This window comes from bacterium, assembly GCA_021372535.1.
Taxonomy (GTDB): domain Bacteria; phylum Latescibacterota; class Latescibacteria; order Latescibacterales; family Latescibacteraceae; genus JAFGMP01.
In genome coordinates this window covers 1-5,113 of sequence record JAJFUH010000027.1, presented here as the reverse complement: position 1 = coordinate 5,113, position 5,113 = coordinate 1, and the positions used below count along the sequence as shown (strand labels likewise).

The 5,113-nt window shown below is 49.6% G+C and carries 3 protein-coding genes; 2 read left to right on the top strand and 1 reads right to left on the bottom strand.

Features of this window, described 5'->3' with window-relative positions:
• Window positions 1-1,033 precede the first annotated feature (1,033 nt).
• Window positions 1,034-2,614, top strand: a complete 1,581-nt coding sequence (locus LLG96_02530) for a gamma-glutamyltransferase family protein (protein MCE5249077.1) — start codon at window positions 1,034-1,036, stop codon at window positions 2,612-2,614.
• Window positions 2,615-3,629: 1,015 nt separating this feature from the next.
• Window positions 3,630-4,250: a bifunctional nicotinamidase/pyrazinamidase gene (gene pncA / locus LLG96_02525; GenBank protein ID MCE5249076.1), complete on the top strand. Its 621-nt coding sequence runs from the start codon at window positions 3,630-3,632 to the stop codon at window positions 4,248-4,250.
• Window positions 4,251-4,341: 91 nt separating this feature from the next.
• Here pncA and LLG96_02520 read toward each other — a convergent pair whose 3' ends face one another.
• Entirely contained in the window at window positions 4,342-4,731 is a 390-nt protein-coding gene (locus tag LLG96_02520) for a response regulator (GenBank protein MCE5249075.1), read from the bottom strand.
• Window positions 4,732-5,113 lie beyond the last annotated feature (382 nt).

Here is a 5,113-nt window from a genome sequence, read left to right as displayed (position 1 = left end):
AAAAGCCCCGCGGTCACGGCCCGGTTTTCGGAAAAAGAATGGGTGCTGTCCGAGCGAGCCGAAGGCTCGTGAGTTCACACATTCCCGAAAAACGGGTCGTGAACGGGGAAACAGGCTTTTCACGGGGGTGCCCTTTCCTTGATTACTTCCTTTGGGCAAGCAAAGGAAGTAACATCTAAAAAAGTGATCTTTAAATGGGAGATGGCCGGAACAACTTCACCTGCCTCCCCCCAAAAAAATCCACGATGACTTTTTTATAACACCCTTTGGAGCTTCTGATGTATCAACCCCATTGAAAAGTCCCGCGGTCACAACCGGTTTTCGGAAAAAGAATGGGTGCTGTCCGAGCGAGCCGAAGGCTCGTGAGTTCACACATTCCCGAAAAACGGGCCGTGACCGTGGAAACAGGCTTTTCACGGGGGTGCCCTTTCCTTGGTTACTTCCTTTGGGCAAGCAAAGGAAGTAACATCTAAAAAAGTGTTCTTTAAAAATGGGGGGTACCACCCGATTTACATGCCCTTGACAGCAACAAAACAACACATTTCGTCATAGGGCGTGTGAAAAAGATACTTTTTCACAGCCCTCTTAAGTGAAATCAGTTTACTATCAAATACGATTCCCCTGTCCTTTGGTTTGGTAAAAGCCGAGGGGGTGAATTTATCTTCTCTGACTTTGATAAAGAATACGCTTATGTGAACAGCATTATCTTTACGGTGTTACTTTCGGAGCATGAGAGTCGATTGCATTATGAAAACGTACCGTATTATATTATTCTACAAATACTTCTCCAAGCCTTTTTGCATCCGGCACATCGGGCGCTGTTTTCTGTTGGCTGTGTTTCCGCTCTTCTGCCGTAACCTTCTTTAAACCTTGTTCTTCTTATGGTTCGGCTGCAGCAGAGAGACCGGCACTCCGTTCGCGGAAAGCTTTTAAAAAAAGCATGGCGCAAGGTGAAAAACCACAAACCACAAACCACAAACCATGAACCATGAACCATGAACCATGAACCATATTTATTTAACCGAGGATAACCATGAATACGTTTTCGTATGATTTCCCCTACCCGTCGCAGCGGATGCCGGTTCTTGCCGGTAACATTGTCGCGACATCCCAGCCTCTGGCGGCACAGGCAGGACTCAGGATGCTTCTCAGGGGAGGCAATGCCGTCGATGCCGCCGTAGCCACCGCCATAGCTTTAACCGTCGTCGAGCCCACGAGCAACGGCATCGGCAGCGATGCGTTCTCGATTTTGTGGGATGGTGTAAAGCTTCACGGTATCAATGCTTCGGGAAAATCGCCCGCCGCGATGACTCCGGAGCGTTTTGCGGGGAAAAGCGAAATGCCCCGTATCGGCTGGGATACGGTGACTGTTCCCGGGGCGGTTTCTGCGTGGGTTGAGCTGTCGAAACGGTTCGGGAAACTCCCTTTTCAGGAGCTTTTCGAGCCCGCCATCGGGTACGCCGGACGAGGATTCATCGTCTCGCCCATAACCGCGGAAGGATGGGCCGGTGCAAAGGACACATATCGCGATTTCCCCGATTTTGGCGCGGCGTTTCTGGTCGACGGTCGGGCGCCGAAAGCGGGGGAGAAGTTTGTACAGTCCGACCAGGCGCGGACACTCTGCCGGATTGCCGCAACGAACGGCGAGGCATTCTACCGCGGCGAGCTTGCGGAAAAAATCGCTGCTCATGCGCGGGCGACAGGCGGTCTGATGACGATCGAAGACCTTGCGAACCACAAGCCCATCTGGGTCGAGCCGATATCCATGGATTACCACGGCATCACCCTTCATGAGATACCGCCGAACGGTCAGGGGATTGCGGCGCTCATAATGCTCGGAATTATTCAACGATTGAATATTCAGCAGTATTCTATCGATTCCGCCGACTGCCTTCACCTCCAGATCGAGGCGATGAAACTTGCCTTCGCCGATGCGCACCGGTATGTCGCCGATCCCGACAGCCTCGATATCAGGCCGGCCGCTCTCCTCGGGAGCGGGTATCTCGAACGACGAGCCGCGCTGATAGACATGAAGAAGGCGCAGAATCCCGGATTCGGCGTTCCCTCACGGGGCGGCACGGTATATCTGACCGCCGCCGACTCGAACGGCATGATGGTTTCCTATATACAGTCGAATTACGGTGGTTTCGGGTCGGGCATCGTTGTTCCCGGAACGGGGATTTCGCTTCAGAACCGCGGGTATGGCTTCACGCTCGAGGAGGGTCATCCCAATCGCGTCGGCGGCGGCAAGCGGCCCTATCACACCATCATCCCGGGATTTGTGACGCGGGATGGCAAACCGCTTATGAGTTTCGGCGTTATGGGCGGTCCCATGCAGCCGCAGGGCCATGTCCAGATGGTCATTCGGATTTTCGATTACGGTCAGAATCCGCAGACTGCATCGGATGCGCCCCGGTGGAGAGTGCTCGAAAATCTCGATGTGGTGCTCGAACCCGGTTTCAGGCCGGAGGTTGTCGGGGAATTACGGCGCCGCGGGCACAACATAAAAATCGGCGGTGAATCGTTCGGCGGCGCCCAGCTCATTTACCGTCTCGCGGATGGCTACTGCGCCGGTTCGGATCATCGTAAGGACGGTCAGGCGGTCGGATACTGAAAACGGAAATGACAAAAATCTTGTTATTGCTCAGGTGATTAAACAGTGACATCGCATGACGTCATGCCGAACTTGTTTCGGCCTCTATTCCAAATATTAGCATCATTATTTATTCGCTGGAGCAATAACCCCGGATTTTGTATGAAAATGCATCTCCGGTTCCCGGTACTGAAGACCCGTCCTGGTGTTGGGAGTCCCGTAACGCAGTCATTCCCGAATTTTTAATCGGGAATCCATATGCAGAATGCATACACTTTTCATCATTCATTGTAACTATCAATGGTCATGGGGATTATTCATGAATATATTTAACCACGAAGACACAAAGACACAAATTTATATAACATATTATTTATACTATCATTAATAATTAATAAAACATTAACACCTGAAAATATATATAAATAAAGAATAAAATCCGCGAAAATCCGCGTTCTATTGAATTTTTGTGAATAGGTCGGGTTAAAAACAATCTTTTATTAAAGTTAGAGGGAAAAGATTCCCCTCGGCTTCGCCGTATCCCCCCTGTTAAGGGAGAAAATACCCGGCTCCGTTGTTCCCCCCTTAACAAGGGGGGATGTCCAAAGGACAAGGGGGATATTATTTGAAGTTATTCTGATTTCACTTAAGTGAACCGTATTATAACTTACCCGGATTATTCGTGGAATTATTTCACCATACTCGCTGTGCTGCGTCGCAGCAGGAAGACACAAAAAGTCATAACGGATTATTATTTTGCTTCGGTGAATAAATGATGATACTCATATCAGGCATAGACACCGATACAGGTTCGGTTTGACATCATCTGATGTCACTGTTTAATCACCGAAGCAATACATGACGGAATAATAGTTCGTGTTTTATTTTATTGTAGGGGCAACCCCCCGTGGTTGCCAACTGTAGAAATAATCCGCGAAAATCCGCGTTCTATTAAATTTTATGAATAGGTCGGATTAATAAAATCTCATACAGTATGTTTACCGTATGAATTCTGAAAATAACGAAGGACATCACCATGAAAACCCTTTTACTCATCGACATCCAGAACGATTTTGTACCGGGCGGCGCGCTCGCCGTAACCCATGGGGATGAGGTCGTACCGGTCGCCAACAGCGTAATGCGCTCATTTGACCTCGTTGTGGCCACACAGGACTGGCACCCGGCCGATCATGGAAGTTTTGCCTCGAATCATCCGGGAAAGAAACCGGGAGATGTCATCGACCTGAACGGTCTCGGCCAGATTCTCTGGCCCGACCACTGTGTTCGGAACACCCATGGCGCGGAATTTGTCTCCGGTCTGGACACCGGTCGCATCGTAAAGGTCTTCCGTAAGGGCACCGATTCATCGATCGACAGCTACAGCGGTTTTTACGACAACGGATACCGTAAGTCGACCGGTCTCGGGGATTATCTGAAAGAGCGGGGAGTGGAGGACGTATTTGTCATGGGGCTTGCAACCGATTACTGTGTCAGGTTCAGCGCCCTCGATGCGGTCAAATTCGGTTTCCGCACATTTCTCATCGTGGATGGGTGCCGGGGAGTCGAGCTTGCGCCCGGGGACACTGACAGAGCGATTGCGGAGATGAAGCGGGCCGGGATTACGGTGATCGAAAGCCCGATGCTCGATGAATCATAGTTACCATGCCTGCCGGGCAAAAAAGCCCGGTTCATGACGTAAGCGAGCCGGGCCTTTTCAGGTTTACCTGTGGATTCTTCAATAGCAGCGTTCAGGGAACTTTTTTCTTCCATCGTTCGAGCTTGGTAAAAGCATCTTCCGCTGTGTTCAGAAACACATCGAGATCGACCGGCTTCAGAAAATAATCATCGAAGCCCGCATCGCGGCAATCCGAAAGCTCGAAAAGCGAGCTGTATCCGGTCATGGCATAAATACACGCGATGGGATTTGCTTTACGGATTTCACGGCAGAGTTCGATACCGTTCTGTCCGGGGAGCCGTAAATCGAGAAACATGACCTGGATATAGTCATCCTTCAGTATTTCGAGCGCTTCTTCCGCGCTTTCTGCGAGTACGACCGTATACCCCTTTTTTCTGAAGGCCTTATCCAGTAATTTACGTATCGCTGCTTCGTCATCGACAACCAGTATTTTCTTTTCCATGTTCTGTTCTCCTCGAACGAAAATCCTAAATTAACTGGTTTGTATATATGTTTTTTATTGTGTATTTAACTTGATTTATCTATCCCGGATTTATCTGGAAATTCACGGTGCTGACGCATAGGCCTGGTGTCGGGAGTCCCCGTAACGCCGTCATTCCCGAATCTTTAATCGGGAATCCATATGCCGCCTGTATATATTTTCCATCTTTCGTTGTGATTATCTATAGTCATGGATGTTTATCTGAAAATGCATCCACGGTTCCCGGTACTGAAGCCCCGACCTTGTGTCGGGAGTCCCCGTAACGCCGTCATTCCCGAATCTTTAATCGGGAATCCATATGCCGCCTGTATATATTTTCCATCTTTCGTTGTGATTATCTATA

Excerpts from the sequence above, each read along its gene's own strand:
- pncA (MCE5249076.1), top strand. The coding sequence starts at position 3,630 with ATGAAAACCCTTTTACTCATCGACATCCAGAACGATTTTGTACCGGGC.
- LLG96_02520 (MCE5249075.1), bottom strand. The coding sequence starts at position 4,731 with ATGGAAAAGAAAATACTGGTTGTCGATGACGAAGCAGCGATACGTAAA.
- LLG96_02530 (MCE5249077.1), top strand. The coding sequence starts at position 1,034 with ATGAATACGTTTTCGTATGATTTCCCCTACCCGTCGCAGCGGATGCCG.